28 protein-coding genes and 1 tRNA gene are annotated in these 26,079 nt (G+C 69.7%); 9 read left to right on the top strand and 20 right to left on the bottom strand.

Going from position 1 to position 26,079, the window contains the following annotated elements:
- Nucleotides 1-60 precede the first annotated feature (60 nt).
- Together ACE37J_RS09115 and ACE37J_RS09120 are read left to right on the top strand one after the other, a co-directional pair.
- Entirely contained in the window at nt 61-597 is a 537-nt protein-coding gene (locus ACE37J_RS09115) for a hypothetical protein (protein WP_409710396.1), read from the top strand.
- Complete coding sequence (locus tag ACE37J_RS09120; protein ID WP_409710399.1) at nt 597-836, top strand: helix-turn-helix domain-containing protein; 240 nt, start codon at nt 597-599, stop codon at nt 834-836. The genes ACE37J_RS09115 and ACE37J_RS09120 overlap by 1 nt, the downstream gene beginning before the upstream one ends.
- A 107-nt stretch (nt 837-943) precedes the next feature.
- Here ACE37J_RS09120 and ACE37J_RS09125 read toward each other — a convergent pair whose 3' ends face one another.
- Both ACE37J_RS09125 and ACE37J_RS09130 read right to left on the bottom strand, forming a co-directional pair.
- The gene (locus ACE37J_RS09125) at nt 944-1,729 is read right to left on the bottom strand and encodes a crotonase/enoyl-CoA hydratase family protein (protein WP_409710402.1); all 786 of its coding nucleotides are present in this window, start codon (nt 1,727-1,729) and stop codon (nt 944-946) included.
- A gap of 45 nt (nt 1,730-1,774) precedes the next feature.
- Nucleotides 1,775-2,638 (bottom strand): multiprotein-bridging factor 1 family protein, encoded by an 864-nt coding sequence (locus ACE37J_RS09130; RefSeq protein ID WP_409710405.1) that lies wholly within the window; start codon nt 2,636-2,638, stop codon nt 1,775-1,777.
- Between the two features lie 104 nt (nt 2,639-2,742).
- Here ACE37J_RS09130 and ACE37J_RS09135 point away from each other — a divergent pair, with 104 nt between their 5' ends.
- The gene (locus tag ACE37J_RS09135) at nt 2,743-2,961 is read left to right on the top strand and encodes a DUF2061 domain-containing protein (protein ID WP_409710408.1); all 219 of its coding nucleotides are present in this window, start codon (nt 2,743-2,745) and stop codon (nt 2,959-2,961) included.
- Here ACE37J_RS09135 and ACE37J_RS09140 read toward each other — a convergent pair.
- Genes ACE37J_RS09140 through ACE37J_RS09180 form a run of 9 tightly spaced genes read right to left on the bottom strand, consistent with a single transcriptional unit; the run spans nt 2,948 to nt 10,896 of the window.
- A complete protein-coding gene (locus ACE37J_RS09140; RefSeq protein ID WP_409710411.1) occupies nt 2,948-3,802 on the bottom strand; it encodes a hydroxymethylglutaryl-CoA lyase in 855 nt (284 codons plus the stop codon). The two genes, ACE37J_RS09135 and ACE37J_RS09140, sit on opposite strands and share 14 nt — an antisense overlap.
- Nucleotides 3,795-5,750: an acetyl/propionyl/methylcrotonyl-CoA carboxylase subunit alpha gene (locus tag ACE37J_RS09145; RefSeq protein WP_409710414.1), complete on the bottom strand. Its 1,956-nt coding sequence runs from the start codon at nt 5,748-5,750 to the stop codon at nt 3,795-3,797. The genes ACE37J_RS09140 and ACE37J_RS09145 overlap by 8 nt, the downstream gene beginning before the upstream one ends.
- A 27-nt stretch (nt 5,751-5,777) precedes the next feature.
- A complete protein-coding gene (locus tag ACE37J_RS09150) occupies nt 5,778-6,152 on the bottom strand; it encodes a YybH family protein (RefSeq protein WP_409710417.1) in 375 nt (124 codons plus the stop codon).
- 4 nt (nt 6,153-6,156) lie between these two features.
- Nucleotides 6,157-7,761 carry a carboxyl transferase domain-containing protein gene (locus tag ACE37J_RS09155; protein WP_409710420.1) on the bottom strand — a complete coding sequence of 535 codons (1,605 nt, stop codon included), beginning with the start codon at nt 7,759-7,761 and terminating at the stop codon, nt 6,157-6,159.
- Entirely contained in the window at nt 7,762-8,217 is a 456-nt protein-coding gene (locus tag ACE37J_RS09160; protein ID WP_409710423.1) for a lysozyme inhibitor LprI family protein, read from the bottom strand.
- Nucleotides 8,214-8,585 carry a type II toxin-antitoxin system VapC family toxin gene (locus tag ACE37J_RS09165; protein WP_409710426.1) on the bottom strand — a complete coding sequence of 124 codons (372 nt, stop codon included), beginning with the start codon at nt 8,583-8,585 and terminating at the stop codon, nt 8,214-8,216. The genes ACE37J_RS09160 and ACE37J_RS09165 overlap by 4 nt, the downstream gene beginning before the upstream one ends.
- A gap of 5 nt (nt 8,586-8,590) precedes the next feature.
- Nucleotides 8,591-9,061, bottom strand: a complete 471-nt coding sequence (locus ACE37J_RS09170) for a hypothetical protein (protein WP_409710429.1) — start codon at nt 9,059-9,061, stop codon at nt 8,591-8,593.
- A gap of 57 nt (nt 9,062-9,118) precedes the next feature.
- Nucleotides 9,119-10,282: an isovaleryl-CoA dehydrogenase gene (locus ACE37J_RS09175; RefSeq protein ID WP_409710432.1), complete on the bottom strand. Its 1,164-nt coding sequence runs from the start codon at nt 10,280-10,282 to the stop codon at nt 9,119-9,121.
- A complete protein-coding gene (locus ACE37J_RS09180) occupies nt 10,264-10,896 on the bottom strand; it encodes a TetR/AcrR family transcriptional regulator (RefSeq protein WP_409710435.1) in 633 nt (210 codons plus the stop codon). The genes ACE37J_RS09175 and ACE37J_RS09180 overlap by 19 nt, the downstream gene beginning before the upstream one ends.
- 96 nt (nt 10,897-10,992) lie before the next feature.
- On the opposite strand from ACE37J_RS09180, the gene ACE37J_RS09185 reads away from it, so the two are divergent.
- Nucleotides 10,993-11,625, top strand: coding sequence for a glutathione S-transferase family protein (locus tag ACE37J_RS09185; protein WP_409710438.1), 633 nt, complete (start codon nt 10,993-10,995; stop codon nt 11,623-11,625).
- A gap of 52 nt (nt 11,626-11,677) precedes the next feature.
- Nucleotides 11,678-11,754, top strand: a tRNA-Met gene (locus tag ACE37J_RS09190).
- A gap of 101 nt (nt 11,755-11,855) precedes the next feature.
- Here ACE37J_RS09190 and ACE37J_RS09195 read toward each other — a convergent pair.
- Nucleotides 11,856-13,277, bottom strand: a complete 1,422-nt coding sequence (locus ACE37J_RS09195) for an amidase (RefSeq protein WP_409710441.1) — start codon at nt 13,275-13,277, stop codon at nt 11,856-11,858.
- Entirely contained in the window at nt 13,277-13,903 is a 627-nt protein-coding gene (locus ACE37J_RS09200; RefSeq protein ID WP_409710444.1) for a helix-turn-helix domain-containing protein, read from the bottom strand. The genes ACE37J_RS09195 and ACE37J_RS09200 overlap by 1 nt, the downstream gene beginning before the upstream one ends.
- A 99-nt stretch (nt 13,904-14,002) precedes the next feature.
- Between ACE37J_RS09200 and ACE37J_RS09205 the strand changes: the two genes are divergently transcribed.
- From ACE37J_RS09205 to ACE37J_RS09220, 4 genes are read left to right on the top strand one after another with little or no spacing between them, the layout of a single operon-like run.
- Entirely contained in the window at nt 14,003-15,322 is a 1,320-nt protein-coding gene (locus ACE37J_RS09205) for a TRAP transporter large permease (protein ID WP_409710447.1), read from the top strand.
- Between the two features lie 22 nt (nt 15,323-15,344).
- Nucleotides 15,345-16,343: a TRAP transporter substrate-binding protein gene (locus ACE37J_RS09210; protein WP_409710450.1), complete on the top strand. Its 999-nt coding sequence runs from the start codon at nt 15,345-15,347 to the stop codon at nt 16,341-16,343.
- On the top strand, nt 16,340-16,858 hold the full coding sequence (locus ACE37J_RS09215) for a TRAP transporter small permease (protein ID WP_409710453.1): 519 nt from the start codon (nt 16,340-16,342) through the stop codon (nt 16,856-16,858). Before ACE37J_RS09210 ends, ACE37J_RS09215 begins: the two co-directional genes overlap by 4 nt.
- The gene (locus tag ACE37J_RS09220) at nt 16,855-17,781 is read left to right on the top strand and encodes an ornithine cyclodeaminase family protein (RefSeq protein WP_409710456.1); all 927 of its coding nucleotides are present in this window, start codon (nt 16,855-16,857) and stop codon (nt 17,779-17,781) included. Before ACE37J_RS09215 ends, ACE37J_RS09220 begins: the two co-directional genes overlap by 4 nt.
- Nucleotides 17,782-17,953: 172 nt before the next feature.
- Here the strand turns inward: ACE37J_RS09220 and ACE37J_RS09225 are convergent, their stop codons facing one another.
- From ACE37J_RS09225 to ACE37J_RS09255, 7 genes are all read right to left on the bottom strand, one after another.
- Nucleotides 17,954-19,057 (bottom strand): mandelate racemase/muconate lactonizing enzyme family protein, encoded by a 1,104-nt coding sequence (locus ACE37J_RS09225; protein WP_409710459.1) that lies wholly within the window; start codon nt 19,055-19,057, stop codon nt 17,954-17,956.
- Nucleotides 19,054-20,676, bottom strand: a complete 1,623-nt coding sequence (locus ACE37J_RS09230) for a GMC family oxidoreductase (RefSeq protein ID WP_409710462.1) — start codon at nt 20,674-20,676, stop codon at nt 19,054-19,056. Before ACE37J_RS09230 ends, ACE37J_RS09225 begins: the two co-directional genes overlap by 4 nt.
- Nucleotides 20,673-21,500 carry an ABC transporter permease gene (locus ACE37J_RS09235; protein WP_409710465.1) on the bottom strand — a complete coding sequence of 276 codons (828 nt, stop codon included), beginning with the start codon at nt 21,498-21,500 and terminating at the stop codon, nt 20,673-20,675. The genes ACE37J_RS09230 and ACE37J_RS09235 overlap by 4 nt, the downstream gene beginning before the upstream one ends.
- A complete protein-coding gene (locus tag ACE37J_RS09240) occupies nt 21,497-22,381 on the bottom strand; it encodes an ABC transporter permease (protein ID WP_409710468.1) in 885 nt (294 codons plus the stop codon). Before ACE37J_RS09240 ends, ACE37J_RS09235 begins: the two co-directional genes overlap by 4 nt.
- A 1-nt stretch (nt 22,382) precedes the next feature.
- Nucleotides 22,383-23,471: an ABC transporter ATP-binding protein gene (locus ACE37J_RS09245; protein WP_409710471.1), complete on the bottom strand. Its 1,089-nt coding sequence runs from the start codon at nt 23,469-23,471 to the stop codon at nt 22,383-22,385.
- A gap of 66 nt (nt 23,472-23,537) precedes the next feature.
- On the bottom strand, nt 23,538-24,578 hold the full coding sequence (locus ACE37J_RS09250) for a polyamine ABC transporter substrate-binding protein (RefSeq protein WP_409710474.1): 1,041 nt from the start codon (nt 24,576-24,578) through the stop codon (nt 23,538-23,540).
- 80 nt (nt 24,579-24,658) lie between these two features.
- On the bottom strand, nt 24,659-25,978 hold the full coding sequence (locus tag ACE37J_RS09255; RefSeq protein WP_409710477.1) for an NAD(P)/FAD-dependent oxidoreductase: 1,320 nt from the start codon (nt 25,976-25,978) through the stop codon (nt 24,659-24,661).
- Nucleotides 25,979-26,079 lie beyond the last annotated feature (101 nt).

Genomic DNA, 26,079 nt, shown 5'->3' on the forward strand with positions numbered 1-26,079 from the left:
AAAAAATTATTGTAATACGATAAGGTTTTCGGTAGCCGTCATCGGGAAAGGAGTTCCCGGATGACCTTTGCCGAACCGCTCGCCGACGCCCGGCTGAAACGCAAGAGCCGCGCCGCGGCCCTTGTCTGCCTCGTTATGGCCTTCCTGCTGCCGGCCTCCGTGGCCGCCGTGCTCGCCTATGCAGGTCCGGGCGCTCTCGTCTCCGGGTCGCCCTTGGGTTTCGATCCGACCCGGCTCGCGCTCGTCTTCGCGGCGCTCGCCGGCTTAGCGCCGGCGCTTCTCGCGGGCGCGGCGCTGCTTTCAGCCCGGGCCTGTCTGGAGGTCTTCGCGGCGGGCCGATGGTTCGAGCCTGAAGCGGCGGCGGCGCTCCGCCGCATGGCGGCGCGGATGATCGCCGCCGCCGCCGCGGCGCTCGCCGCGCCGACGGCGATCTGGCTCATCCTCTCGGCCGGCGCGCCGGAAGGGGAGCGGATGCTTGTCGTCGAAATCGGCTCGGGTCCGTTGCTCGGGCTCGTTCTTGGCGCAGCAGTCTGGCTGATTTCCGACGTGATGGCGCGGGCGGCTGAACTCGCGGCGGACCACGCGGAGATTGTCTGATGGGGATCGTGCTGACGCTCGACGTCATGCTCGCGCGCCGAAAGATGCGCTCCCGCGAACTGGCGGCGGAGATTGGCGTCACGGAGGCCAATCTCTCGCTTCTGAAACAGGGGCGCGTGAAGGGCGTGCGGTTCGAGACGCTCGCGCGGCTCTGCGCGGCGCTCGACTGCCAGCCAGGGGACTTATTGCATTATGCGAAGGACAACGCTGATCCTGCTGATCGCGCTCGCGACGTCTAGCTGCACGGACTGGAACTGGCGCGGCGCGGGCGCGGACTGGCTCGAAAGCATATGCCGGGAGAACCGGATCGACCCTTGCCCCTCCCGGCGGCGGTAGGCGGCGCCGGTCAGGCCCGCCAGGCCGGCTTCCGCTTCTCGAAGAAGGCGGCGACGCCCTCATGCGATTCCGGGTCTTCCCAGGCGTCGGCGAGGGCGGCGATGGTCGCCTCGATGGTCTCCGGGTCGAGCTTCGGGCCGAGCATCCGGGCGAGGCGTTTGGAGCGGGCGACGGCGCCGGGCGCGGCGGCGAGATAGGGCTGGGCCTCCGCCTCCACCGCTTCATCAAGCATCGCGGCAGGGACGGCCCTGGCGGCGAGGCCGAGCGCGACCGCCTCCTCCGCGCCGAAGAGACGGGCGGACATGAAGACGCGGCGGGCCATGCCCTCGCCCATCCGGGCGAGGACATACGGTGAGATCGTCGCGGGCACGAGGCCGAGGCGGGTTTCCGTGAAGCCGAACTTCGCATGGTCGGCGGCGATGGCGACGTCGCAGACGGACATCATGCCCATGCCCCCGCCATAGGCCGGGCCGTTCACCCGGCCGATCAGCGGCTGGGGCAGGGAGTTCAGCGCGCCGAGCATGGCGGCGAGTTTCCGCGCCTCCGCCATGCGCTGTTCGCGGTCCGCCGCGAACTGCTCCCGCATCCAGCCGAGATCGCCGCCGGCGCAGAAGCTTTCGCCCTCCCCGGTCAGGATCACCACCCGGACGGCGCGGTCCGCGGCGAGGGCGGCGGCGGCCTCCGAAAGCTCCGCGATCATCCGGGCGGAGAGGGCGTTGTGCTTTTCCGGACGGGCGAGGGTCAGCGTGGCGACGCCGCGCGTGTCGGTCGCGAGGCGGATGGTTTCGAAGGTCATGCGGGCTCCCTTTCGCGGCGATAGCGCCGTAGCGGCGCTTGCAGGTCAATCCCCGATCTCGTCGGCCAGCGCATCGATCCAGTTCGCCGTTTCACGCGCGTCCACCTCCGCCTCTCGAACGAGGCCGTCGAAATGCCGGGTGAGCGCTTGCACCCGGTCTGCGGACCGGAAGGCCAGATGCACCTTGCCGATATAGACCGTGGCGAGGAGCGGGCCGAATACGGTGACCGGCGCGCTGAATACACGCCGGGCGTCAAAAAGATGAATACGGAGAGCCGGATAGCCTTGTTGCGCACGCTCGGCTAGCGCACGAAGCTGTGGGGCGCGCGCCTCGCGTGGCAGCCCGTGGTAGTATCCGGCGGCGGCGGCGAAGGCGCGAAGCTCGCCCACAGGCATCGCGATTTCATAATCCGAGAGCTGCTCGCGCAGCCATGCGCGCCGGTCCTCCGCAGCGGCCTGCGCCTGAGCCGGCGTTCGCGCCTCATGCCGCGCATATTCCCAGCGGAGCACCGCGTCCGTCTTCAGCACGTCGGGCAGGGTCGCCGGCACATGGCGGATCTTGTAACCCCGCGCCTCCCGGTGCCACGAGAGAATCCGGTCGTCCACCTCGGCTCGCGCCGCGTCGGAAAGGCTGACCGCGGCCTCCACGAGGTCCCCCGCCCGCTCCGGCCGGTTCGCGAGGCCCAGCAGCCAGTCCGCGCTGACTCCGAGCGCGGCGGCGCAGTCGGCGGCGAGATGCGCGTTGGGAAGGCGCGGCCCCTCGTCCGACAGAAGCTGCGCGACGGTGGAGCGGTTGACGCCGCTCTCACGGGCGAGGGCGGCGCGACTCATCCCGGCGCGCTGCATCGCTTCGGCCAGCCGGCTGCGGAACAGGGCGGCGCGGTCTCGCTTGTCGGTTTTTGTCGTCATCGTCGACTATTATCACCTAGCGCTATTTTCTGTTACGAAAAAGCTGACTGCCACGGCCCTGCCTTCCCCGATATCTCGGTTCGAAGGCGGAACGGGAGCCAAGCGTGCAGAGATCGGAGGAGACGGCAGGAAGGACCTTCGCCAAGGCGACGACCTGGCAGGTCAGCGGCTTCGCCGTGATGACGGCGCTGACTTGGGCGATCACAGGCTCACTTGCGGAAGGCGGCGCCGTTGCGGCTGGCGGCGCGGTTGCGGGATTTGTCTCCTACTTTCTTCACGAGAGAGCCTGGGCGCGGGTGCGTTGGGGCTTCAGGCGGCCCTGAGCCCTTTCGCGAAGGCGGCGGCCTCCGCCAGCCTCTCCCGGTCGATCCCCGTCTCGAAGCCCCGCTCCGCCATGAGGGCGACGACCGCCTCCGTCGCCACATTGCCGGCGGCGCCGGGGGCGTAGGGGCAGCCGCCGAGCCCGCCGGCGGAGGAATCGAAGGTGCGGAGGCCCTTTTCGAGCGCGACGGCGACATTCTCCAGCGCCCGGCCCCCGGTATCGTGGAAATGCCCGGCGAGCCGGGCGGCGGGGGCGGCTTCTAGGCAGGCGTCGAGCATGGCGGCGACCGCCTCCGGCGTTCCGCGGCCGATCGTATCCCCCAGCGAGACCTCGTAGGCGCCGAGGGCGAGGAAGGCCGCCACGGCTTCGGCCACGGCTGCGGGCGGGGTCGGCCCGTCGAACGGGCAGTCGGTGACGCAGGAGACATAGGCGCGGAGCGGGACGCCGGCCGCCTTCGCCGCCTCGGCCACGGGGCGGAACATCTCCATCGCTTCGACGCAGGAGGCGTTCAGATTGGCGCGGGAGAAGCCCTCGGAGGCGGAGCCGAAGATCGCCACCTCGTCCGCCCCCGCCGCCATCGCCCGCTCGAAGCCCTTCAGGTTCGGCGTGAGCGCGGTGTAGCGCACGCCCGCGCGCCGGGCGATGCCGGCCAGCACCTCCGCCCCGTCCGCCATCTGCGGCACCCATTTCGGGGAGACGAAGCTCGCCGCCTCGATCTTCGCGAAGCCGGCGGCGGTGAGGAGATCGACGAGGCGGACCTTCTCCGCCGTCGCGGCCGGGCGCTTCTCGTTCTGGAGCCCGTCGCGCGGGCTCATCTCGAAGATCGTGACGCGTTCAGCCATCGAGGGGCTCGAGCGTGACGAGGATCGCGCCCTCCTCCACCTGGTCGCCCGGCCCGGCGCCGAGCGCGGCGACAACGCCGGCGCGCGGCGCCTTCAGCGTGTGCTCCATCTTCATCGCCTCCAGCACGCAGAGCGGCGCGCCCTTCTCCACGGCGGCGCCGACCGCGGCGGAGACGGATTTCACGAGGCCGGGCATGGGGGAGAGCACCATGTCGCCACCGGCGCCCGCATCTCCGCCGACGGCGAGCGGATCGGGCAGGGCGAAGCCGTGCGCCGCGCCGTCCATGAACACGGTGACGCGCCCCCCGTGGAGCACGGCGCGGGCGGTGAAGATGCGGGCGCCGTCATCGACGCGGAGCCGGTCGCCCTCGCGCTTCACGGAGAGGCCGACGCGCTCTGCGCCGAAGGCGACGGAGAAGCACTCCCCCGCCGTCTCGACTTCGGCCAGCGCCTCCCCGATGCGCACAAGGCTGCGCGCAGGGCCCCAGAGGCGGAACCCGTCCCGCCGGCTCCACTCCGCGCCGCCCTCCGCCGGGAGCCCGAGCGCCGCGAGCGCGGCGAGGGCTCGGGCGACGGACGGCGCTTCGCGCGGGGCGGTGAGCGCCTCCGCGTCGCGGGCGATGAGGCCGGTGTCCACCTCTCCCCGCCCGAAACCCTCATGCGCGGCGAGGCGGGCGAGGAAGTCGATATTCGTCACGGAGCCCGCCACTTCCGTGGCTTCGAGCGCGGCGCGGAGGCGGGAAAGCGCCTCCGCCCGGTCCCGCCCCCTGGTGACGATCTTGGCGATCATCGGGTCGTAGAAGGGCGTGATCTCGTCCCCCGGCCGCACGCCCGTCTCGATCCGCGCGGAATTCGGGAAGTCCAGATGGTCGAGCCGGCCGGTGGCGGGGAGGAAGCCCTTCGCCGGGTCCTCCGCATAGAGCCGCGCCTCGAAGGCCCAGCCGTCGATGCGAAGGTCCTCCTGCCGCATCGGCAGCGGCTCCCCGGCGGCGACGCGGAGCTGCCATTCGACGAGGTCGACGCCCGTGATCTCCTCCGTCACCGGGTGCTCGACCTGGAGGCGGGTGTTCATCTCCATGAACCAGAAGCCGTCGGGGCGGAGGCCGCGGCTCCCGTCCACTATGAACTCGATGGTGCCGGCGCCGGCATAGCCGATGGCCTTCGCCGCCTTCACCGCCGCGGCGCCCATCGCGGCGCGGACCTCCTCCGTCATCCCCGGCGCGGGCGCCTCCTCGATCACCTTCTGATGGCGGCGCTGGAGCGAGCAATCCCGCTCGAAGAGGTGGATCGCGTCCTTCCCGTCGCCGAAGACCTGCACCTCGATATGGCGCGGGGCGGTGACGTATTTCTCAATCAGAACCGCCCCGTCCCCGAAACTCGACTTGCCTTCGGAGGCGGCGGAGGCGAGGGCGGCGGGGAAATCCTCGGCCCGCTCGACAAGCCGCATCCCCTTGCCGCCGCCGCCCGCCCGCGCCTTGATGAGGACGGGGTAGCCGATGGCCTCCGCCTCCCCGGCGAGGAAGTCCGGCTCCTGCCGCGGGCCGTGATAGCCGGGGACGACGGGGACGCCCGCCTTCTCCATCAGCGCTTTCGCCGCGTCCTTCAGGCCCATTGCGCGGATCGCGGAGGCGGAGGGGCCGATGAAGACGAGGCCCGCCGCCTCCACCGCTTCCACGAATTCGGGATTTTCGGAAAGGAAGCCGAAGCCGGGATGGATCGCCTCCGCGCCCGTCGCCTTCGCGGCGGCGATGATCGCGTCGGCCTTCAGATAGGATTGCGAGACGGGGGCGGGGCCGATCCCCACCGCCTCGTCCGCGCTGGCGACATGGAGGCTCGCCGCATCCGCGTCCGAGTAGACGGCGACGGTGGAGACGCCCATGCGGCGGGCGGTGCGGATCACCCGGCAGGCGATCTCGCCCCGGTTGGCGATGAGGATCTTTCGGAACATCAGCCTGCCTTCCTCGCGCGCGCCGTCTCACACATCGCTCTCGCCCCCCGCATAACAGGCGATCATCCGGATCGCCCGCCCGTCATCATCCAGCTCCATCGTGTCGGAGACGCGCATCCCGTTCTCCCGCCTGTAGAGGACGGTGACCGCATTGACGCCGATCCGCACGTCTTCGAACTCGAACCGGAGGGCGGAATTCGTCATGCCCCGCGCGAAATAGCCGCGAAGCTCCGCCTTGCCGCGCAGGATGCCGTCCGCCCGCCCGAGCCGCTTCGCGACGAGGGGCGAGCGGATTTCGATGTCCTCGGCGTAATGCGAGAGCACAGCCTCAAGGTCCCGCCGGTTCCAGGCGTCGCACCAGTCGCGGGCCATGCGTTCGGCCTCCTCGCGGGTCGGGGTCATCGGGTCACATCCGGAACACGCCGAAGCGCGGCTCCCCGATTTCCGCATTCAGCGCCGCCGAGAGGGAGAGCGCCAGCACGTCCCGCGTCCGCCGCGGGTCGATGATCCCGTCGTCCCAGAGCCGGGCGGAGGCGTAGAGCGGGTGGGATTGATGGGCGAACTGGGCGAGGATCGGGTCCTTGATCCCGGCCTCCTCTTCCATCGTCAGCGTCTCGCCCCGCGCTTCCCGCGCGTCGCGCTGCACGGTGGCGAGCACGCCCGCAGCCTGCTCCCCGCCCATCACGGAGATGCGGGAATTCGGCCAGGTCCAGAGGAAGCGGGGGGAATAGGCCCGCCCGCACATGCCGTAATTCCCTGCGCCGAAGGAGCCGCCGACGATCACGGTGACTTTCGGGACGGAGGCGGTGGCGACGGCGGTGACGAGTTTCGCGCCGTGCCGGGCGATGCCCTCCGCCTCGTATTTCCGGCCGACCATGAAGCCGGTGATGTTCTGGAGGAAGACGAGCGGGATGCGCCGCTGGCAGCAAAGCTCGATGAAATGCGCGCCCTTCGCGGCGCTCTCGGAATAGAGGATGCCGTTGTTCGCGATGATCCCCGCGGGGATGCCCTCGATATGGGCGAAGCCGGTGACGAGGGTGGGGCCGAACCGGGCCTTGAACTCGTCGAACCTTGAACCATCCACCGTGCGGGCGATCACCTCGCGGATGTCATAGGGCGTGCGGAGGTCGGCGGGGACGACGCCCAGCATCTCTTCCGGGTCATGCGCGGGCGGCTCCGGCGCCATAAGCTCCACCGTCGCGGGCTTGGGGCGGTTCAGCCCGGCGACGATGCGGCGGGCCAGCGCAAGGGCGTGCATGTCGTCCTCCGCCAGATGGTCCGCGACGCCGGAGAGGCGGGTATGCGTGTCCCCCCCGCCGAGCGTCTCCGCGTCCACCACCTCGCCCGTCGCCATCTTCACGAGCGGCGGGCCGCCGAGGAAGATCGTGCCCTGCTTCTTCACGATGATCGTCTCGTCCGACATCGCGGGCACATAGGCGCCGCCCGCGGTACAGGAGCCCATGACGACGGCGATCTGCGGTATCCCGCGGGCGGAGAGATTGGCCTGGTTGTAGAAGATGCGGCCGAAATGCTCTCGGTCCGGGAAAACGTCGTCCTGGTTCGGGAGGTTCGCGCCGCCGGAATCCACGAGGTAGACGCAGGGCAGGCGGTTCTCCATCGCGATTTCCTGCGCGCGGAGATGCTTCTTCACCGTCATCGGGTAATAGGTGCCGCCCTTCACGGTCGCGTCGTTGCAGACGATGACGCATTCGCGGCCCGAGACGCGGCCGACGCCCGCGATGACGCCGGCGCAGGGCGCGGCGCCCTCATACATGCCGTGCGCCGCGGTCGCGCCGATCTCGAGAAAGGGCGCGCCCGGGTCGAGGAGCGCGGCCACCCTGTCCCGCGGCGGGAGCTTGCCGCGGGAGACATGGCGGGCCATCGCCCGCTCCCCGCCGCCCTGCGCCGCCGCGTCAGCCGCCGCGCGCGCCTCCTCCAGCGCGGCGAGATGCGCCTCCCGGTTGGCGCGGAAGGCCGGGTCGCGGGGCAGGGCGGCGGTCGCGAGTTTCATTCAGTCCTCCGTGTAGGCGACGAGGCCGCGGATCTCCATCGCCCGCCGGGCGGTGTGCTGCATCACGCAATCCGCGCTCCAGGGCTGCGCGAGCGTGCCCCGGACGAGGACCTGGGGAAAGGCGCAATCCGCGTCCCGGAAGGCGGACCAGGCGGCCTGCGCCTGTTGCAGCGCCGCCTTCTGCTCATCGTCGAGCCGGGGGAGGAGGCGGCGCACCTCCCGCGCCATGATCGTCTCCCACGCCTCGGCCTCGGTCGTCAGGCAGCCGACCATGCCGAGTGTGGTGAAATTCTCCTCCTCCTCCATGCAGGGCTGCGCATGAAGACCGAGGCATTGCTCGACATGGTCGCCATAGGCGCCGAGTTCTGCGACGCAGGCGTCGATCCGCTCCACAAGCGTCTCCGCGACGGCGGGCGCGGGGGCGGCGAGGGCGAGGGCGAAGAGCGCGCGGATCACCGGATCACCTCGATTTCAACGCCGATATCGACCTGCGCCCAGGCGCGATCCGCCGTCAGGGCGGGGACGCCCTCGGCGGCGGCGAGGGCGAGGCAGGCCCGGTCGCCGAGGGAGAGGCCGGCGGCGCGCGTCTCGGCGCGGAGCGCGCCGGCCTCCAGAGCCATGGCTTTGTCGAAGGGGACGATTCCGGCGAGAAAAGGCGAGATCAGCGGGGGCACATCCGCCTTCGCCACGCCGCGTTCGATCAGCTTCGAGACCACTTCGGCGAGATTCACTGCGGACAGGAGCGCTTCCGGCAACGCAGCGTCCACCCGCTCGCGGCCCGGCTCATCGAAGATGAGAGCGAGGACGGCCGAACAATCCAGCACCGTCCTCACTCTTCGCCCCACATCGCCCGCCGCTCCGCGAGAAACTCGTCCACGATACTTTCCCCCGGTTTCTTGTACTTCGCCGCGATCGCCTGCGCCCGGCGGATCGCCGCCTGCATCCCGACAACGCGCAGCTCCCCCCCCTCGACGAAGGCCGTGACGCGCTCGCCCGACTTCAGCGCCATCGCCCGGCGGAGGGATTCGGGCAGGCGCAACGCGCCGTCCTTGCCGAGTTCGAGGAGGACGCGGTCATGGTCGCCCGGCTCGCCCGGCGCCTCGTCCGCCGCGGCGCGCGCCTTGCGCCAGTGGGAGAATTGCGTGAAGCCCGTCGCCTCGTTCCCGCCCGCAGCGACATAACGATCCACCACCTGCCGGCCCGTCGGCTCATGGCCGAGTTCGGCGGCGAGCTCCTCGCAGAGCCGCCAGATGCGGGCCTTCTCGGTCCCCTCGCGCGGGCGGCGGAAATGGGCGGTCATGGCGCGTCCCTCGTTCCGTTTGTCGTTATCGACATATAAATCGACAAACAACAAAAGTCACGCCGTCACCCGCATCAGCTCCCGCCCGCAGAGCATGCGGCGGATTTCCGACGTGCCCGCGCCGATCTCCATCAGCTTGGCGTCGCGGAAGATGCGGCTCACCGGGCTGTCGTTGAGGAAGCCCGCGCCGCCCATCGCCTGCACGGCCTGCATCGCCTGGAGCATGGCCTGTTCGGAGGCGTAGAGCACGCAGGCCGCCGCGTCCTGCCGGGTCACCTGCCCGCGGTCGCAGGCGGCGGCGACGGCGTAGACATAGGCGCGGGCGGAGTTCATCGCGGCGTACATGTCCGCGATCTTGCCCTGCATCAGCTGGAAATCGCCAATCTTCTGCCCGAACTGCCGCCGCTCGTGCATGTAGGGCATCACATGATCGAGGCAGGCGTGCATGATGCCGACGCCGATGCCGGAGAGCACGACGCGCTCATAGTCGAGCCCGGACATGAGGACGGCGGCGCCGCGCCCTTCCTCGCCCAGCACGTTCTCGAACGGCACCTCGACATCCTCGAAGATCAGCTCGCCCGTATTGGAGCCGCGCATCCCCAGCTTGTCGAAATGCGGGGAGGTGGAGAAGCCCTTCATCGCCTTCTCCACGATGAAGGCGGTGACGCCCTTCGAGCCCGCCTCCGGGTCCGTCTTGGCGTAGACGACGAGCGTGTCCGCGTCCGGGCCGTTGGTGATCCAGTATTTCGTGCCGTTCAGCACGAAGCGGTCGTTCCGCTTCTCCGCCCGGAGCTTCATGCCCATCACGTCCGAGCCCGCGCCCGCCTCCGACATGGCGAGGGCGCCGACATGCTCGCCGGAGATCAGGCCGGGCAGGTAGCGGCGCTTCTGCTCCTCCGTGCCGTTCAGCTTGATCTGGTTGACGCAGAGATTGGAATGCGCGCCGTAGGAGAGGCCGACGGAGGCCGAGGCGCGGCTCACCTCCTCCACCGCGACGGAATGGGCGAGATAGCCGAGGCCGAGCCCGCCATATTTCTCGTCTACGGTGACCCCGAGAAGGCCGAGATCGCCCATCTCCTTCCAGAGATGCATGGGGAAGGCGTTCGTCCTGTCGATCTCGGCGGCGAGGGGCGCGACGCGCTCCTGCGCCCAGCGATGCGTCGCCTCCCTGAGGCTCTCGATGTCGTCGCCGAGGGCGAAGTTCATGGATGCGGCGAACATGCGTCATCTCCCGTCATCGGAGCGCCGAGGGCGCTGAGCGTCATCTCTACATGCAGGGCTTCTATGGCGGAAGCGGGCAGCCGGCCGGCGGGGCGGTACCAGTTCGTCACGCCCGTCAGCATCCCGATCAGCGCCATGGTCGCGATCCGCGGCTCGGGCGCGTGAAAGAGCCCTGCCTCCGCCCCGCGCCGGACAATGTCCTCCATCCGGTCCTCCCAGGCGCGGCGGAGCCGTTCGACCCGGTGGAAATTCGGCTGGTCGAGGCTCCGGAGCTCCATCGTGGAGACGAAGACGGCGTCCCGCCGTGCGGCGTGGAAGCGGAGATGGAAGCGCGCGAAGGCGGCGAGCGCGGCGCGCGGCTCAGTCTCCGGCGCGGCCTCCGGCTCCGCGTCCCACGCGGCGAGGAGGGTTTCGAGATGCTTGACCATGAGTTCGGTCAGGAGGTCCTGCTTCGTCGCGAAATGGTTGTAGAGCGCGGCGGCGCCCACGCCCGTCTCGGCCGCGATCTCCCGCATCGAGACGGCGGCGTAGCCGTGCCGGGCGAAGAGCGAAAGCGCGGCGCGCCGCGCCCGCTCCGCCGTCTCCGCCCCCTGCGATCCTGCCTGCCTCGCCATGCGCCCTGATAGAAACGAACGCTCGTTCATTGTCAATCCGCTTGCGCAAGCGGGCCGTGCGGATAGGGTTCGGCGGCGAAGAAGCGGGAGCCGACGATGATCGACCTTTACGCCTGGAGCACGCCGAACGGCCGCAAGGTCTCCATCGCGCTGGAGGAGATGGGGCTGGCCTACGAGGTCCATCCTGTCGACATCACGAAGGACGAGCAGTTCGCGCCCGGCTTCCTGAAAGTGAGCCCGAACAACAAGATCCCTGCGATCCGGGACCGTGAGAGCGGCCAGACAGTGTTCGAGAGCGGGGCGATTCTCCTGTGGCTCGGCGAGAAGACGGGGCGCTTCCTGCCGGCTACCGGTCCGGCGCGCGCGGCGGTGTTCGAATGGCTGATGTGGCAGATGGGCGGATTCGGCCCGATGCTGGGGCAGGCGCATCACTTCCTTCGCTTCAATCCCGGCAAGGCGCCCTATGCGGAGGAGCGCTTCTCGGCCGAGGCGCGGCGGCTCTACGGCGTGCTCGACCGGCGGCTCGGCGAGGCGGAGCATGTGGCGGGCGATCTCTCCATCGCCGATTTCGCGATCTGGCCCTGGGCCTCCCGCTACGAATGGCAGCGGATCGACCTTGCGGAATTCCCGAACGTGCGCCGCTGGTACCTCGCCCTCGCGGCGCGCGAGGGCTTCCGCAAGGGCTATGACGTTCCCGCGATGGGGCACGCCATCCCCCTGCCGGGCTGACAGGTTTCCCGCTTGACGGGGCGGGGGCGCGCCCCTAGAACCCGCGCGCAGTGGCGGAGTAGCTCAGCTGGTTAGAGCAGCGGAATCATAATCCGCGTGTCGGGGGTTCAAGTCCCTCCTCCGCTACCAAAATCCACAAAGCTCCCAGTTTCCTGTGCGATGGCGCGTCGGATACGTCCGGGCAGAGGGCGGCGTTGAAGCGGCTTGCATGACGGCCGCCGCCGCCTCTCCTAGAGGCTTCCCGGCGGCGGCGCCCAGGGGCTCGCATCCTCGACTGCGCGGGAGAGGGCGAGAACGGTCGCGTCGTCGGCGAAGCGCCCGACAAGCTGGACGCCGACGGGGAGACCCTCCGCGCTCCGGCCGAAGGGCAGGCTGATCGCCGGCTGGCCGCTCGCGTTGAAGGGCGCGGTGAAGGGGCAGATGCCGAAGAGCGTGTCGAGGAAGGCTTCGAGATCGTCGCCGCTCGTGTCGAGGACGCCGAGCAGGACCGGCGGGGTCGCCATCGCCGGGGTGACGAGGATGTCGTGGCCGGTCCAGAAGGCGGAGAGGCGGCGCACCTCCGCGTTCATCACCGCGCTGCGGGCGAGATGCTCGCCGAGCGACGTGCGGGCGGCGAAGGCGAGGGCGGCGCGGGTCATCGGCTCCAGCCCCTCGCCGTCCGCCGCCCCTCCGGGAAAGAGCCCGGCAAGCGAGCCCATCAGCAGGCGGATCGTCGCGTCCGTCAGCCCTTTCGCATCGAAGTTCGGCGTCGCCTCCTCCACGTCATGGCCCATGTCGGCGAGGAGCCGCGCCATCGCTTCCGCCGCCGCGGCGCAATCCGGATGCACCGGGTCGCCCGCCAGCGTCCGCGTCGTGAAGCCGATGCGGAGCCTGGAGGGCGCCTTCTCGATCAACCGCTCGAAGGGCTCGTCCGGCGTCTTCGTGAACCAGGGCGCGCCGACATCAGGCCCGGCGGTGAAGTCGAGGATCGCCGCGCTGTCCCGCACCGAGCGGGCGACGGCGTGTTCATGGCTGATGCCGAAATTCGGGTCGCCCCGGTGCGGGCCGAGGGCGTTCACGCCGCGCGTCGGCTTGAAGCCGACGACGCCGCAATTCGCGGCGGGCGCGCGGATCGAGCCGGCGCTGTCCGTCGCATGGGCGGCGGGCAGCATGCCTGCGCCAACGGCGGCGGCGGCCCCGCCGCTCGATCCGCCCGCGCTCCGGCTCCTGTCCCACGGGTTCAGCGCCGGGCCCCAGAGCGCCGGTTCGGTCGAGACGGAGAGGCCGAATTCGGGGGAGTTCGTCCGCCCGAGCATCGCGAAGCCGGCGGCGCGCATCCGCGCAAAGGTCGTCGAATCGAAATTGTGCGTCTGGCCCCGGAAGCGGCGGCTGCCATTGGCGAGCGGCAGGCCTTTGACCGGCGCGTGGAGATCCTTCGCGAGCCAGGGCATGCCGTGGAACCGGGGTCGCTCCCCCCCCGCCGCCTCCGCCGCGTCGAGCGCGGAGAGCGCCTCCTCGAAGCGCGTGACGACGACGGCGTTGAGCGCGGGGTTCAGCGCCTCGATCTCCCGGATCGCGGTCAGCGCGACCTCGCGCGGTGCGATCTCCTTCCGCGCGACGAGCGCGGCGAGCCCGACGAGGTCCTGCGCCCGCCATTCCTCCCGCGTCAGCATCACGCGCGCTCCGGCCGGGGCGAGCCCCCGGCGACGATGTTCAGGATCACGGCGTCCTCCCGGCTTTTCGAGATGAAGGCGTGCCCCATCCGCGCGTCGTAGTAGACGCTGTCTCCGGCGGCGAGGCGGATCGGGGCGTAGATGTCGGTGATGAGCTCGACCTCGCCCGAGACGACATAGACGAATTCCTCCCCCGGATGGGAGATCAGGGACTCGAACTCCTCCCGTGACCGCGCCCTCACATGCGCCACGGTCGGGTCGATCAGCTTGTCGAGGAGGCCGGTCGCCATCGGCTCGTAGACATAGGCGCCGGCGGGATGCGCCTTGCGCTCCGCCGCGCGGGTGACGTTAAGGCGGCCCTCCGCGCCCGGATTCGCGCGCGGCGCGGCGCCCTCCAGCAGCGTGCTGAAATCCGCGCCGAGCCCGCCGGCGAGCTTCAGGAGCACGTCATAGGTCGGCGAGGTGCGGGAGGTCTCGATCTTCGAGATCGTGGAGACGGCGAGGCCGGCCCGGTCCGCCAGCTGCTGCATCGTCATGCCGGTGGTGCGGCGGAGGGCGCGCAGCCGCGCTCCGAACTCCTCGCCGCCCGGCAGCGGCGCGCGCGCCGCCCTCTCGCCCTCCGCCATGCTTCGCCCTCCATCGGCATTCACGGCGAGTATTTCCGAAAGGAAAATGATTGACAAGTTTTCCGATCGGAAAAAGCATGGCCCGAACGGGAGTGCTGCATGGGCCTTGCGCTGATCCTTCTCTTCGGAGCCGCCGCCATCCTCGCCGGCGCCGCCGTGGCCTATGTGGCGGGCGCTTCCGCCGTACTCGCCTTTGTGGCGACCGATCACGCCCGCTTCCTCGCGATCATGCCCCAGCGCATCTTCAGCCAGCTCGACGTCTTCACCTTTCTCGCCATGCCGCTCTTCATCCTCGCCGGCGAGATCATGACGCGCGGCGGGGTTACAGCGCGAATGATCGACCTCGCCCTCCTCGCCGTCGGGCGGCTGAAGGGCGGGCTCGGCCATGTGAACATCGCCGCCAGCGTCTTCATGGCCGGCGTCTCGGGCTCGGCGGTGGCCGACGCGGCGGCGACGACCAACACGCTCGTGCCCGCGATGACGGCGCGGCGCTATCCGCTCGACTACGCGGCCGCGCTCACCGCGGCGAGCTGCGTGATCGGGCCGATCATTCCGCCGAGCATCGTGATGATCTTCTATGGCGCGCTGATGAACGTCTCGGTCGCCGCGCTCTTCGCCGGGGGCATCCTGCCGGGCCTCCTGATCGCGGCCCTGCTCGCGCTCTGGAACCTGCGCGTCGCGCATCGGGATGATCATCCGGGCGGGGAGGGCGCGGAGCCGCCCCCCCTGTGGCCCACGATCGCCCGCGCGCTGCCCGCGCTCTCGATTCCCGCCACCATCGTCGCCGGCATCGTCTTCGGCGTCGTGACGCCGACGGAGGCGGCGGCGCTCGCCGTGCTGATCGCGGGCGCGCTCGTTCTCGCCTACCGGCTCGCGGACGGGGAAGGGGCGGGGGCCGCCTTCCGCGGGGCGATGGAAGTCGGCTCTGTGGCGCTGGAGCGGGCGGTAATCCTCACCGGATCGATCTTCATGATCCTCGTGGCGGCGGCCGTCTTCGGCTATCTCTTCGGCATCCTCGGCGCGCCGGAGGCCATCGCCGCGCTCGTCGCCCGTGTGGAGCTGACGGGAACGGCCTATCTCCTCCTCGCGGCGGCGGTGCTCTTTGTCGCGGGGATGTTCATCGACGTGACGATGGCGCTCGTCCTCCTCGTCCCGCTCCTCATTCCGGCGGCGACGGCGACGGGGCTCGACCCGGTCCATGTCGGCATCGTCGCCTGCATCGTGCTGACGCTCGGGCTGATCTCCCCGCCCTTCGGCGGCTGCCTGATGGTCATCTCGGCGGCGAGCGGGGTGAACTACGCCCGGCTCTGCCGCGCGGTGACGCCCTTTCTCGGCGTCCATCTCGTCGCCGTCGTGATCCTCATCCTCTTCCCCGCCATCACCCTGACCCTGCCGCGCCTGGCTGGGCTCTCGCCCTGAACCGACCAGAAGGAGAGACGACATGCAGAAGACATTCGCCCTCGGCGCCCTCTTCGCCGCCGCCGCCCTCGCACCCGCACCGTATTCCCCCGCGGCGGCCGAGGAAATCCGCATCGCCGTCGGCTGCCCGCCCGTCCCCGCCTGTTCCGACTGGCTCTGGGCGGAGGACCTCGCGGGCCGCCTCAACGCCGGGGGGCTGGAGGCGAAGGTCTATACCGGCGGCGCGCTCGGCAAGGATCCGGAGATCGTGGACCAGCTGGCGCAGGGCCTCCTCCAGTTCGGCCTCGTCAACTTCGTGATGATCAAGGAGGTGGACCCGACCGTCCTCGGCTTCCTCGCGCCCTACATGTTCGACGACATGGCGCATTTCTTCCGCGCTACGCTCGATGCGGAAAGCGCGCTGATGGACGGCGTGAAGGCGTCCATGGCGGCCCAGGGCGTCCGCATCGCCGGCCTGCCCGGCATCGGCGGCACGATGGGCATCTTCAACTCGAAGCGCCCGGTGACTGGGCCCGGGGACCTCGCGGAACTGCGGCTTCGCGCCATCGACGACAGCCAGATCAAGCTCTTCGAGCAATGGGGCGCCGCCGGGGCCGTGGTGGACATGCCGGAATTCGCCGGCGCCGTCTCCCAGGGCGTGGTGGACGGCTATTTCAACCCGCCCATCGTGCCGGTGATCTTCAAGCATACCGACTTCCTGACCCATTACACCGATCTCGGCGCCGGCACGCCATTCCGCTCCGCGCTGATGTCGGCGGACTGGTATGACGGGCTGGACGACGCGGCGCGCGCGCTGGTTGACGAGGCGGTGGCCGCCGCGATGGAGGGCAACCGCGCGTGGACGCTGGAGGCGGCGAAGGCGGAGCCCGCCATGCTCAAGGAGCGGGGCGTGACCGTGACGGAGCTTTCGCCCGAGGCGCTGGCCGATTTCCGCGCGCGGTCCGAGGCGGTCTGGCCCATCCTGATGCCGGAGGAAAAGATCGCCGCCTTCCAGGCGCTCGCCGAGGCGACGCGGAAATGAGGCTCGCGGCGGCGCTCGAACGGGCGAGCGCGGCGGCGGACCGGGTCTGCCTGCCGCTCGCCAAGGCGGCGCTGGCGGGGATCGCGCTCGTGATCCTCCTCCAGATCGCGCTCCGCTACGGCTTTCGCGCGCCGCCCGCGTGGACGGAGGAACTGGCCCGCTACCTGATGGTCTGGGGCGGCCTCCTCGGCGCCGCCTCGGCCTTCCGCCGTGGGGCGGACCCTGTGATCGTGCGCCCGCGGGAGGGCGGCGCTCGCCGGGCGGCGGCGGCGCGGCGGGCGGCGGTCTTCGCCGCCGTCCTCGTCTTCCTCGCTCCCGTCATCGCCTATTCGCTCGCCGGGCCGGGAGGGGACGTGGACCGCGGCTTCATCGCCCGGAGCCTCGCCCGCACGTCGAACGGCCTCGGCGTCAACATGGCGCTGATCGGCGCGGCGATTCCCGTCTCCGCTGCGCTGATCCTCCTCCACGCCGCCGCGCAGGCGCTTCGGCCGGGCCCGGAAGGCGCCCGACCGTGATCCTCGTCGGCGCGGAGGAGATCGGGCGGCTCGGCTTCGCGGCGGCGGAGGCGGCGCTGCGCGAGCCGATGATCGACCTTTCGGAGGGGCGCGCCATCGTGCCCGCGCGCTGCGTCGTCAATCTCGGCGGCGGCGACCGGCTCGGGCTGATGCCCGGGGCCTGGGGCGGGGTTCACGGCGTGAAGGTCCTTTCGCTCTTTCCCGGAAACCCGGCCAAGGGCCGCTCCAGTCATCTCGGCCATCTCCTGCTCTTCGACCGGGAGACGGGGGAGACGATCGCCGCGCTGGAGGCGGATGCGCTCACCGCGCTGCGGACCGCGGCGATGACCTGCCTCGCCACGCGCGCGCTCGCCCGGCCCGGACCGCGCCACTTCGCGATCCTCGGCGCGGGGGAGCAGGCGGCGGCGCATCTCGCCGCCTTCCGCGCGCGTTTCGAGCCGGAGGAGATCCGGATCTGGGCGCGCCGGCCGGAGCGGGCGGCGGCGCTGATCGCGGCGGCGGGGCCGGAGCGTCTCGTCCTCGCGGAGACGCTCGAACGCGCGCTCGCCGGCGCGGATGTCGTGACGGCGCTCACCGCCGCGCGCGCGCCCTTCCTGCCCGGCCGCCTGCTGCAGCCCGGCCAGCACGTGAACCTCGTCGGCGCCAGCCTCGCGGACCAGCGGGAGATCGACGACGAGGGCGTCGCCCGCGCCCGGCTTTTCACCGACTCAAGGGAGAGCGCCTCGCGCGAGGCGGGCGAGATCATCGGCGCCCGCGCGAGCGGCGCGATCCTGGATGACGTTGCCCTAACGGAGATCGGCGCCGTCCTCTCCGGCGCGGCGCCGGGGCGCGGCGGGGCGGGCGAGCTCACGCTCTACAAGTCGCACGGCGTCATCGTGCAGGATCTCGCCGTCGGCCTCGCCGTTCTTCGGGCGCGTGGCTAGAGTTCAGGAAGCGGCCTTCGCGCTTTCGCAGATCGGCCTGGAACGGCGCGGACGCGCCAAGCGGGCAAGCGGCGATGTGGCCGCCTTCGATCCGCCTCAAGGCGTCGAACGCGGCGTTGAGAGCGAGGTCGGGGTCCGGGTCGTCGTCCGCCGTCGCCGCGCCCGCGCGGGTCTACACGGCGCCGCTCGCCTCATAGCGCGACTTCGCCAGCCATTCCGGGCTGATCTCGACGCCCCAGCCGGGCGCGTCCGCAACCCGGACCCGCCCGCCCTCGATCCGGTAGGGCGAGTCGACGAAGAGGCCGTATTGCCACGGGTAATAGTCCGGCCCCTCGATGGAGAATTCGAGATAGTCGCCGGCATTCGGAATGGCGCGCAGGAGATGCATGGTGAAGAGCGTCACCATCGACCAGTTCGCGCAATGCGGCGTCACCGGCAGGCCCGCCGCCCGCGCCATCTCGACCACCCGCAGCGTCCGGCAGATTCCCCCGAGATAGAGGATATCCGGCTGGACGATGTCGACGGCGCGCATGTCGATCATCCGCCGCCAGATCGTGAGGTCGCAATCCTGTTCGCCGCCCGTCACGTCGATCTCCAGGGCGTCGGCGACTTCCTTGGTCTGCTCCAGCTCCCAATAGGGGCAGGGCTCCTCGAAATGCCGGAAGCCGTGATCCTGAAGCATGCGGCCGACCTCGATGGCGCGGCGCGGCGAATAGCAGCTGTTGGCGTCGATCAGGAGGTCCACGTCGTCGCCGAGCTCGCGCCGCATGGTGGGGATGATCTCCTCCGTCCGGCCCGGCCATTCGTCCCTGTCGCGGCCGACCTCCGCTCCGGCGCGGACCTTGAAGGCGTCGAAGCCCTGTTCGTCCCGCAGCCGCTTCAGCCGCGCCGCCTCGTCCTTCGGCGTGATGTCGCGTTTCATGGAGGAGGCGTAGGCGCGGAGCGTCCCCGCCGAGCCCCCGAGAAGTTCGGCGACGGGTTTGCCCGCAAGCTTGCCGCGGAGATCCCAGATCGCCGTGTCGAGCCCGGCCATTGCGCGGCGGAGATAGGAGCCGGGGAACTTGTGCTCCCGCTCGGTCACGCGGTCGAGCAGATCGTCGAGGTCGGTTGTGTCCTGCATCAGCGTCCACGGCGCGACCTGCCGGTGCAGCACCTGCGCCGTGATATCGGAATTGTAGGTGGAGACCTGCCCCCAGCCTTGCGATCCATCCTCCGCCGTCACGCGGACGAAGCCCACGTCGCGCGTGCTGAACGTCTCTATGCTCCGGAGTCTCATGCGCCTGCTTCCCTGTCCAGGCGGATGAGGTCCGCCGCCCTTTCGCCGACCATGATGGCGGGCGCGTTGATGTTTCCAGTGGGGATCGTCGGGAATACCGAGGCGTCGGCGACGCGCAGCCCCTCTATCCCGTGCGCCCTGAGCCGCGGATCGACGACGGATGACGCCGGGTCCCGCCCCATTCGGCAGGTTCCGCATTGATGGAAGACGGACCATGACTTCGCGCGGATGAAGGCGTCCACCTCCTCATCGGAGTGGGCGTCCGGCCCCGGCTGGATTTCCTCCTCGATGACGGAAGCGAGCGCCGGCGCCGCCGCGATGCGCCGTATCAGGCGGACGCCCGCGCGCATCAGCGCGCGGTCATGCTCGGTGTCAAGGTAATTGCCCCTCAGCTCCGGAGCCTCCAGCGGATCGGCGGAGCGGATCGCGACCGAGCCGAGGCTTGTCGGCTTGCAAGGGTTGAACCCGAGCAGGAAGCCGGGGAACGGGTCCGGGTTCATCAGCGGGCGCGTTCCGGGTGGCGCGCGCGTGTAGCTGACCGGCGAGAAATAGAGTTGCAGATCCGGCGGCCCGCCCCCCTCCATCGCCCGGACGAAGCCGCCGCCCTGGTTGAGGCTGAGCGAGAGCGGCCCGGTGCGGGTCAGGAGATAGCGGAGCGCGGCGCGAAGCTTGCCGGCCCAGGGCCGCAGCTCCTGATTCAGCGTCGGCGCGCGGGAGCGGTAGAGATGATCGGCCCCCAGATGATCCTGCAGGTTCCGGCCGACCTCCGGCGCGTCGCGGACGATGTCGATCCCGTAACGGCGGAGAAGCGATCCCGGGCCGATCCCGGAAAGCTGGAGGAGCTGCGGCGAGTTGATGGCGCCGCCGCAGAGGATCACCTCCGCCCGGGCCTGCGCGCGCTCCAGCCGACCCGCCCGCCGGTATTCGACGCCGACGGCCCGCCGCCCTTCGAAGAGGATGCGGGTCGCATGCGCGCCGAGGCGGGTTTCGAGATTGCGCCGCCCCCGCGCCGGCCAGAGATAGGCGCGCGCCGCGGAGGCGCGAAACCCGCCCTTCGTGGTGATCTGGTAGAGCGCGGCGCCGTCCATCCGCGCCCCGTTATAGTCCGGGTTCGTCGGAATGCCGGCTTCCGCGGCCGCCTCCAGATAGGTCCGGGTGAGGGGGTGGACCTCGCCGGAGACGTCATGGACCGGCAGCGGCCCGCCGGCGCCGCGCCATTCATCGGCGCCGCCCTCCCAGTCCTCCATTCGCCGGAAGACGGGCGCAACTTCCTGCCAGTCCCAGCCGGGCGCGGATTCGTTCCACTCCGCATAGTCCGCAGGATGGCCACGGACATAGACCATCGCGTTGATCGAGCTCGACCCGCCGAGAACCTTGCCGCGCGGCCAGTAGGTGCGCGCCCCGTCCAGTCCCGGGTCGGGCTCGGTGAGGTATTTCCAGTTTACCCGCGCGTCATAGTAGATCTTGCCGTAGCCGATGGGGACCCGGATCCAGATCCTTCGGTCCGATCCCCCGGCCTCCAGCAGCAGAACGGTCGCCCGCCCGTCCTCCGTCAGCCGCGCGGCGAGGGCGGAGCCGGCGGAGCCCGCGCCGACGATCACATAGTCGAAAGCGGTCATTTCCCGGCGGAGCCCCGCCCGAAGACCTGCGCCAGCACCATCGCCAGCGTCGTGACGACGATCATCAGTGTCGAGATCGCGGCGATGGTCGGGTCGATCTGGTCGCGGAGCGCGTTGAACATGCTGCGCGTGAGGGTCGGATTGTCCCCCCCCGAGATGAACATCGCGACCACCACCTCGTCGAACGACGTGAGAAATGAGAGGAGCGCCGCGGTGATGACGGAGAAGCGGATCTGCGGCAGCGTGATCGTCAGGAAGGCCCGCCAGCGCGGCGCGCCGAGGCTCCGGGCCGCCAGTTCCTGGTTCATGTCGTAGCTCTTCAGCGCGGACCCCACGACGATCAGCACCAGCGGCAGCGCGAGGATCGTATGCGCGAGCACGAGGCCCGCGAGGGTGTAGATCAGGCCGAGCTTCGCATAGGCGTAGAAGGCCCCGATGGCGACGAGCACGACCGGAACCATCATCGGCGCGATCAGGAGCACGAAAGCGGCGCGGACGAGCCGGAGACCGGACGTGTGGAGACCATAGGCCGCAAGCACCCCGATCGGGGTCGCCACCAGCATCGTCAGCACCGCGGCCTTGAGCGAGGTTTCGGTGGCGAGCATCCATTCCGACGAGCCGAAATAGTTCCGGTACCAGCGGAGCGACCATGTCTCCGGCGGGAACTCCAGATACTGGGAGTCGGAGAAGGACATCGGGATCACGATCAGCGTCGGCGCGACGAGGAGGATCATCGCGATTACGGAGAAGACATAGAGCCACAGCCGCTGGCCGTGGGTGACCTGCGTCTCCGAGGCCGGACGGCCGAACCAGCCGCCGATCATCGCCCACCCCCCGCCATCGACTCCAGCCTCAGGAACCGCGACGAGATCCAGAGGATGGCGAGCGTCAGGACCAGAAGCACCACGCCGAGGGCGCTGGCCGCGCCCCAGTTCACGAAGAGCTCGATGTTGGAGACGATCTTCATCGACACCATGATGACCCGCCCGCCGCCTAGCACGGCCGGCGTCACGAAGAAGCCGAGGCAGAGCACGAAGACCATGAGCGAGCCGGCGAAGAGGCCCGGCGTCGAGAGCGGAAAGAAGATCGTCCAGAACGCGCGCGTCGGGTTGGCGCCGAGATTGGAGGCGGCCTTCATGTAGTCCCGGTCGATGGCCTTCATCGCGCTGTAAACCGGCAGGATTAGGAAGGGGAGCATGATATGCACCATGCCGATCAACGTCCCCGTCATGTTGTGGACCATCTTCACCGGCTCCGCCCAGAGGCCGAGCGAGATCGCCCAGTCATTCACCAGCCCCTGCTTCTGCAGGAGGACCAGCCAGGCGTAGGTGCGGACGAGAAGCGAGGTCCAGAACGGCAGGAGGACCGCGATCATGCAGAGATTGGCGGCGCGCGCCGGCAGCTGCGAGAGGAAATAGGCGAGAGGATAACCGATCAGGATGCAGAGGCCGGTCGTCAGCAGGCTCACCTGGAAGGTCGTGACGAAGATCCGGTAGTAGGAACTCCGCTCCAGCATCCGGTCATAGTTCTCCCATGAGAGCGCGCCGTCGGCCCCGATGAACGACAGGTAGAAGAGCCATCCGACCGGGATTACGAGGATCACCAGAACAAGAAGAAGCGCCGGGGAGCCGAGGCCGAAGAGCCGGAGCCGCTCCAGCCGGGCGTCGAGGCGGAGGCCGCTTGCGTTGTCCGCGAACGCGGTCATCTCACCCGTCCCCGTCTTCGATGAGGATCGCGTCCTCGGGCGCGAGGGCCAGCGTCGCCTGCGCGCCCGGTTTGGGCAGGCCCGCGACCGTCCCCTCCCGGATCGGGCCGCGGAGGCCGATCTCCGACCCGTCGGACAGGCGGGCGTAGAGGAGGTAGCTGTCCCCCTGGTAGACGACTTCGGATACGGTCGCCTCGAACCGGTTCACATCCTCCCCGGTCTCCTCGCCGGCGAGACGCACGCGTTCAGGCCGGATCATCAGGAGGAGGGAGCCGGAGGCGGGGATCGACCCCCCGATCTTCAGCGGCGCCCCGTGGAGGAGCACCTGATCCCCCGATCGCGTAACCGGGAGGAAGGCGGAATCCCCGATGAAATCGGCGACGAAGCGGTTCGCCGGCCGGTCGTAGAGCGCCTGGGGCGTGGCGAGCTGCATGATCCGGCCGTGGTTCACCACCGCGATCCGATCCGACATGGTCAGCGCCTCGCGCTGGTCATGCGTCACGTAGACGGTCGTCATCCCGAGCTTCTCATGCAGATGCCGGAGTTCGATCTGCATGCGATCGCGCAGCTTCTTGTCGAGGGCGGAGAGCGGCTCGTCCATCAGCAGGATGCGCGGCTCGAACACGATGGAGCGCGCCAGCGCGACACGCTGCTTCTGACCGCCCGAGAGCTGGTCGATCCGCCGCGCTCCGTAGCCGCCGAGCTGCACCGTCTCCAGCGCGCGCTCCACACGCGACTCCGCCTCCGCCTTCGGCGTGTTCCGGAGTCGGAGCGGGTAGCCGACATTGCCGGCGACGGTCATGTGCGGGAAGAGCGCGTAGTTCTGGAAGACCATGCCGACGTCGCGCAGGTGCGGCGGCTTGCGGATCATCTCTGTTTCGCCGAACTTCAGGCTGCCGCGGTCCGGCCGGGTGAAGCCCGCGAGCACCATCAGGAGCGTCGTCTTGCCGGAGCCGGAAGGGCCCAGCAGGGTCAGGAACTCGCCGCTCCGCACGTCCAGCGAGACGTCGTCGAGCGCGAAAACGCGCCCGTATCGCTTCGTAACGTTCCTGACCGTGATCGGGAGCGCTCCGACCGCTTCATTCTGCATGTCCTTCTCCCCGATGCGGGTCCGCGGGCCCGGCGGGCCCGCGGAGCGTCGTTGTCCGGCTCGGGGTTATTCGGTCAGCATCTCCTGATACATCTCGTCCGCGATGGTCTCCCACTTCGCGTACCATTCGAGGGAGACCGGCAGCTGCAGCGCCGCGTTGGCCGGCGAGGAGGGCAGCGTCGCCGCCGTCGCCGCGTCGATCACGCCCGTGTCGTAGGCCGCCTTGTTGGTCGGGCCGTAGGTGATGTATTTTGGCAGATCGTCCTGGTATTCGGGCTTCGAGATTTCCGCGAGGAAGGCCATCGCCGCGTCCTTGTTCGGAGCGCCCTTCGGAATGGCGAAGCAGTCATAGTCGAGCAGGGCCTGGTTGAAGCTGTACTTCACCTTGCCGCCGTCCTTCGCGGCGTTGTCGAACCGGCCGTTCCAGCCCGTCGTCATGTCGACCTCGCCGTCCTTTATCAGCTGAGCGTGCTGCGCCCCTGAGGACCAGAAGACGTCGATATGCGGCTTCAGTTCGCGGATCTTGTTGATTGCGCGCTCGATGCCCTCTTCCGAATCGAGCACCTTGTAGACTTCCTCCATCGGCACGCCGTCCGCCATCAGCGCAGGCTCCAGCGCGCCGGCGACCTTGTTGCGGTATGCGCGCTTCCCGGGGAATTTCTCCACGTCGAAGAAGTCGGCCCAGCTCTGCGGCCCGGCGTCGCCATAGGTAGCCGTGTTCCAGGCGTAGACCGTCGAGAAGACGTCGCCGCCAACGCAGTAATCGGTGGCGAGCCCCGGGTAGAAGTCGGAGATGTCGATGATCGTGTAATCGAGCTTCTCCAGCAGGCCCTCCGCTGCGGCGCGCGCCGCCGAGCCGGAGCCGCTGGCCACGATATCGAGCGTCACGACGCCAGAGCTGACCTGAAGCCGCACGTCGGACATGCCGCCATAGGTCTCCTCCTTCACGGCGATGCCGGTGGCGGCGGCGGCGGGGACGAACAGCGCCTTGCTCTGCGCCTCCTGATAGGAGCCGCCCCAGGATGCGATGGTCACGCTCCTGTCCTGCGCCGCGGCGGCGCCGGACAGCAAAGCCGCGACTGCGACCAGTCCAAGTCGGATTCTCATGGCAGACCTCCTTGTCGTGCGCCGTTCTGTGTAGGCCGGGCGACGCGGCGCTTCAGCCGCCCGGTTCCGCGTCGACGGCCCTAGGCCGCCGCCCGCTGATATTCGATCCGGTCCCGCCAGCGATACCAGGCGACGGTCGCGGGCAGGAACCAGGGGTTTCCGGTGTAGAGCGGGCGGGTCGGGTTGGGCAGGTCGTCGAAGGCCGTCCTGCCCGCCTCCAGCCCCATTGTCTTCTGGCCGAGCCGCATGCCGAGATAGCTGGCCATCGAGACGCCGGAGCCGCAATAGCCCATCGCATAGCGCACCCCCTCGTGGGTTCCGGTGTGCGCCAGCTCGTCGAACGTATAGGCGACGAGGCCCATCCAGGAATGCGTCGCGCGATAGCCGGAGAGCTCGGGGAAGATGCGGACCATGTCCGCATGGAGCTTCGGCCCGCTTAAGGAAACGTCCGTCTCGCTTGCGGATACGCGCCCGCCGAAAAGCACCCGGGTCCCGTCCGGCGAGGCGCGGTAGTAGTAGACGACCTTGCAGCTGTCGCTCGCGATCCGGTTCGTCGGGAAAAGTCCGGCGACGAGATCCCTCGGAAGGGGCTCTGTGGCGATGATGTAGCTGCCGATGGGGATGACCCTGCGGCGGAGCCAGGGAGTCAGGTTCGTCGTGTAGCCGTTCGTCGCCACGATCACCTCGCGGGCGCGCACCGGGCCCTTCGCCGTCGCAAGGACGAAGCCGCGCGAGTCCCGCGCGATCCGGGTCACGGTGCAGCGACCGACTACCTGGACGCCAAGCGCGAGCGCGCGCGCCAGCAGCCCGCGATGGTACTTCGCCGGGTTGAGCGAGGCGTGGCGCGTGAAGACGACGCCGCCGTGATAGACGTTCGTTCCAAGCTCCCGCCGCTGATCCGCCCTGCTGACGGCGAAGCTCTCGATACCCTCCGCCTTCCGCATCGTCTCCGCATCGCGGGCGAGCTCCTCGTATTTCGCCGGAGTGTGCGCGGCGTGGAAGCGTCCGCACCGACTGAAATCGCACTCGATCCCCTCCTCCTTTGTGAAGGTCTCGATCCATTCGAGCGCGGTCTCGCCCTCCCGGCGGATCGCCCGGGCCCGTTCGGCCCCGAAACGCATGCTCAGCTTGGCGAGCGAGGGCTTCACGCTTGTGCTGATCTGCCCGCCATTGCGCGTGCTGCAACCCCAGCCGGGCTCCCCGGCATCCAGCACGAGGGTCGCGGCGCCGCCCTTCGCCGTCTCGATCGCGGCGTTCAGGCCGGTATAGCCCGACCCGACGATGGCGACGTCCACCTCGTCCGGAATCTGATCCGGAAACGCGGGCGGCGGCGGCAGGCCGTCAAGCCAGTATGACGTGTCCCTGAAATCCGGCGTCAGCGCGTTTGTCCGCGGAGTCATGTTCGATCCTTGCCGAAAACGCCTGCTCCTGATCAGCCGGCGGGCGCGGCTCACATTTGCCTTCATTGACGCTACGGGCGGAATCGCATTAGATCAATTTA

Origin of the sequence: Pikeienuella sp. (genome assembly GCF_046290545.1) — a bacterium.
Classification (GTDB): Bacteria; Pseudomonadota; Alphaproteobacteria; order Rhodobacterales; family Rhodobacteraceae; genus Pikeienuella.

Bases quoted from the DNA above. Each gene is read 5' to 3' on its own strand.
- ACE37J_RS09115 (WP_409710396.1), top strand. From the start codon at position 61: ATGACCTTTGCCGAACCGCTCGCCGACGCCCGGCTGAAACGCAAGAGC.
- ACE37J_RS09120 (WP_409710399.1), top strand. From the start codon at position 597: ATGGGGATCGTGCTGACGCTCGACGTCATGCTCGCGCGCCGAAAGATG.
- ACE37J_RS09125 (WP_409710402.1), bottom strand. From the start codon at position 1,729: ATGACCTTCGAAACCATCCGCCTCGCGACCGACACGCGCGGCGTCGCC.
- ACE37J_RS09130 (WP_409710405.1), bottom strand. From the start codon at position 2,638: ATGACGACAAAAACCGACAAGCGAGACCGCGCCGCCCTGTTCCGCAGC.
- ACE37J_RS09140 (WP_409710411.1), bottom strand. From the start codon at position 3,802: ATGGCTGAACGCGTCACGATCTTCGAGATGAGCCCGCGCGACGGGCTC.
- ACE37J_RS09145 (WP_409710414.1), bottom strand. From the start codon at position 5,750: ATGTTCCGAAAGATCCTCATCGCCAACCGGGGCGAGATCGCCTGCCGG.
- ACE37J_RS09150 (WP_409710417.1), bottom strand. From the start codon at position 6,152: ATGACCCCGACCCGCGAGGAGGCCGAACGCATGGCCCGCGACTGGTGC.
- ACE37J_RS09155 (WP_409710420.1), bottom strand. From the start codon at position 7,761: ATGAAACTCGCGACCGCCGCCCTGCCCCGCGACCCGGCCTTCCGCGCC.
- ACE37J_RS09170 (WP_409710429.1), bottom strand. From the start codon at position 9,061: ATGACCGCCCATTTCCGCCGCCCGCGCGAGGGGACCGAGAAGGCCCGC.
- ACE37J_RS09175 (WP_409710432.1), bottom strand. From the start codon at position 10,282: ATGTTCGCCGCATCCATGAACTTCGCCCTCGGCGACGACATCGAGAGC.
- ACE37J_RS09180 (WP_409710435.1), bottom strand. From the start codon at position 10,896: ATGGCGAGGCAGGCAGGATCGCAGGGGGCGGAGACGGCGGAGCGGGCG.
- ACE37J_RS09185 (WP_409710438.1), top strand. From the start codon at position 10,993: ATGATCGACCTTTACGCCTGGAGCACGCCGAACGGCCGCAAGGTCTCC.
- ACE37J_RS09195 (WP_409710441.1), bottom strand. From the start codon at position 13,277: ATGCTGACGCGGGAGGAATGGCGGGCGCAGGACCTCGTCGGGCTCGCC.
- ACE37J_RS09200 (WP_409710444.1), bottom strand. From the start codon at position 13,903: ATGGCGGAGGGCGAGAGGGCGGCGCGCGCGCCGCTGCCGGGCGGCGAG.
- ACE37J_RS09205 (WP_409710447.1), top strand. From the start codon at position 14,003: ATGGGCCTTGCGCTGATCCTTCTCTTCGGAGCCGCCGCCATCCTCGCC.
- ACE37J_RS09210 (WP_409710450.1), top strand. From the start codon at position 15,345: ATGCAGAAGACATTCGCCCTCGGCGCCCTCTTCGCCGCCGCCGCCCTC.
- ACE37J_RS09215 (WP_409710453.1), top strand. From the start codon at position 16,340: ATGAGGCTCGCGGCGGCGCTCGAACGGGCGAGCGCGGCGGCGGACCGG.
- ACE37J_RS09225 (WP_409710459.1), bottom strand. From the start codon at position 19,057: ATGAGACTCCGGAGCATAGAGACGTTCAGCACGCGCGACGTGGGCTTC.
- ACE37J_RS09230 (WP_409710462.1), bottom strand. From the start codon at position 20,676: ATGACCGCTTTCGACTATGTGATCGTCGGCGCGGGCTCCGCCGGCTCC.
- ACE37J_RS09235 (WP_409710465.1), bottom strand. From the start codon at position 21,500: ATGATCGGCGGCTGGTTCGGCCGTCCGGCCTCGGAGACGCAGGTCACC.
- ACE37J_RS09240 (WP_409710468.1), bottom strand. From the start codon at position 22,381: ATGACCGCGTTCGCGGACAACGCAAGCGGCCTCCGCCTCGACGCCCGG.
- ACE37J_RS09245 (WP_409710471.1), bottom strand. From the start codon at position 23,471: ATGCAGAATGAAGCGGTCGGAGCGCTCCCGATCACGGTCAGGAACGTT.
- ACE37J_RS09250 (WP_409710474.1), bottom strand. From the start codon at position 24,578: ATGAGAATCCGACTTGGACTGGTCGCAGTCGCGGCTTTGCTGTCCGGC.
- ACE37J_RS09255 (WP_409710477.1), bottom strand. From the start codon at position 25,978: ATGACTCCGCGGACAAACGCGCTGACGCCGGATTTCAGGGACACGTCA.